Source organism: Sphingomonas sp. Leaf30, from assembly GCF_001422525.1.
Lineage (GTDB): Bacteria > Pseudomonadota > Alphaproteobacteria > Sphingomonadales > Sphingomonadaceae > Sphingomonas > Sphingomonas aerolata.
Genome location: NZ_LMKZ01000016.1, coordinates 255,151 through 257,608, shown reverse-complemented (window position 1 = coordinate 257,608; position 2,458 = coordinate 255,151). Strand labels below are relative to the sequence as shown.

Here is a 2,458-nt window from a genome sequence, read left to right as displayed (position 1 = left end):
CATCGTCACGGTGCGCGGCGTCGCGGCGAACAGTTCGAAGAAGTGCCGGAGGTCCTGCGGCGGGACATCGCAGATGCGCGCCACTGACCAGAGGTCGCTTCCCTCGTCGAACTGGTCCCAGAACGCATCAGGCGTCGCGACATGCGCGGCGAGATAGTCGTAGTCGACCACGCTCGCATCACGGCACCACGCGAGCAAGCCGTTCATCAGCGCGACGTCGGTGCCGGGGCGGATCGCGAGATGGAGGTCGGCCTCGTCCGCAGTCTCGGTCCGGCGCGGGTCGATCACCACCAGCTTGGCGCCGGCGTCACAGCGCGCACGGATGCGCTGATAGACGATCGGATGGCACCACGCGGTGTTCGATCCGACCAGCACGATCAGGTCGGCGGCGTCGAGGTCGTCGTAGCTCGCGGGCACGATATCCTCGCCGAACGCGCGCATGTGGCCCGCGACCGCGCTGGCCATGCAGAGCCGCGAATTGGTGTCGATGTTGGCCGAGCCGATGAAGCCCTTCATCAGCTTGTTGGCGACGTAATAGTCCTCGGTGAGCAGTTGCCCGGAAACGTAGAACGCGACGCTCTTGGGGCCGTGCTGCGCGATCGTGTCGCGGAAGCGTTTCGCGACGAGGTCGAGCGCCTTGTCCCAGGATGCGCGACGCTGGCCGATCATCGGGGCGAGGAGGCGGTCTTCGAGCCCGATCGTCTCGCCGAGATGCGTGCCCTTCGAGCAGAGTTTGCCGGTGTTGGCGGGGTGGGCGGGGTCGCCCTTTATAGTGACGCTGCGTTCGCCAGTCGGCGTCGCGAGGATACCGCAGCCGACACCGCAATACGCGCAGGTCGTGCGAACGGAGGCCATTAACCCTCTCCCCTTCGGGGAGAGGGTTGGGTGAGGGGGAGTTGGGATGGGCCGTACGTGCCCCAACCCCTTACCCCGGCCCTCTCCCCAGCGGGGAGAAAGAGCAGTGGCGCGATCACGCGGCGGCTTTCATCGTCGAGGTGCGGCACAGCAACACCCGCCCACCGCTCACCTTCACTGGGATCACCGGCGTACATCCCTTGTCCTCGCCCAGCGCCTCGCCCGTATTCAACGCGATCCGCCAGTTGTGCAGCGGGCACGCCACCGCGCCGCCGTGGACGATCCCCTGCGACAACCGCCCGCCCTTGTGCGGACAGCGATCCGCGAGCGCGAAGACCTTGCCGTCGCCCGTACGGAAGACCGCGATGTCGTCGCCGCCGGTGACCTGCACCGTACGGCTGCCGCGGACCGGGATCTCGTCGACCCAGCCGATATCGAGCCATTCGCCGATCATGCCATTTCCCTCGATGCGTCCAGAGGTGTGAAGCGCGCCATCGGCGCATGCTGCTCGCGGTGCTCGCCCGCCGCGCGTGCCGCCCACGGATCGTCCTGCGTGAACTGCTGCGAGAACAGGAACCGTGCCGCCAGCGCATCGCGGCCCTCCGGATCGTCGGCGATCCGTTCGCGGATATACTCGACGCCGATCCGCTCGATCCACGGCGCGGTGCGTTCCAGATAGCGCGCTTCCTCGCGGTACAATTGGATGAATGCGGCGCAGTAATGCATCGCCTCTTCCTCGGTCGCGACCTTGCACAGGAAATCGGTCGCGCGGACCTTGATCCCGCCATTGCCGCCGACCGACAGCTCGTAGCCGCTGTCGACGCAGACCACGCCGAAATCCTTGATCGTCGCCTCGGCGCAATTGCGCGGGCAGCCGCTGACCGCGATCTTGAACTTGTGCGGCATCCAACTGCCCCAGGTCATCCGCTCGACCTTGACGCCGAGCCCGGTCGAATCCTGTGTCCCGAACCGGCACCAGTCCGACCCGACGCAGGTCTTCACGGTGCGCAGCGACTTGCCGTACGCATGGCCGCTGACCATCCCGGCGGCGTTGAGATCGGCCCAGACCGCGGGCAGATCCTCCTTCTTGATCCCGAAGATGTCGAGCCGCTGGCCGCCCGTCACCTTGACCATCGGCGCGTCGTATTTCTCGACGACATCGGCGATCGCGCGCAGCTCGCGCGGGTTGGTGAGCCCACCCCACATCCGCGGCACGACCGAATAGGTGCCGTCCTTCTGGATGTTCGCATGCACGCGCTCGTTGACGTAGCGGCTCTGCTGGTCGTCCTTGTAGTCGCCCGGCAATGCGCAGAGCAGATAATAATTGAGCGCAGGCCGGCACGACGAACACCCGTCGGGCGTCGACCAGCTCATCTTCTGCATGACTTCTGGGATCGATCGCATGCCCTGCGCGACGATCTCGCGGCGGACATCGTCGTGGCCGAAGCTGGTGCATTTGCACATCGTCTTCACCGAACGTTCGCCCGAATACTCGTCGCCGAGCGTGACCGCGAGCAGCGTCTCGACCAGTCCGGTGCATGATCCGCACGATGCCGACGCCTTGCAGGTCGCGCGGACCGCGTCGAGCGTCGCGTTGCCGGCG

The 2,458-nt window shown here is 66.4% G+C and carries 3 protein-coding genes; all 3 read right to left on the bottom strand.

The window, feature by feature from the left end; all coding sequences use genetic code 11:
* Positions 1 to 855: molybdopterin-dependent oxidoreductase (locus ASE89_RS21250; protein ID WP_236701772.1), on the bottom strand; the 855-nt coding region annotated here is incomplete at its 3' end.
* Positions 856 to 970: 115 nt separating this feature from the next.
* Positions 971 to 1,309 carry a nitrite reductase small subunit NirD gene (gene nirD, locus ASE89_RS12960; RefSeq protein ID WP_082451489.1) on the bottom strand — a complete coding sequence of 113 codons (339 nt, stop codon included), beginning with the start codon at positions 1,307 to 1,309 and terminating at the stop codon, positions 971 to 973.
* A partial coding sequence (locus ASE89_RS21245; RefSeq protein WP_236701771.1) for a (2Fe-2S)-binding protein occupies positions 1,306 to 2,458 on the bottom strand: 1,153 nt, incomplete at its 5' end. The genes ASE89_RS21245 and nirD, both read right to left, overlap by 4 nt.

What these genes read in the sequence shown, in the direction of transcription:
- nirD (WP_082451489.1), bottom strand. Translation starts at nt 1,309, where the DNA reads ATGATCGGCGAATGGCTCGATATCGGCTGGGTCGACGAGATCCCGGTC.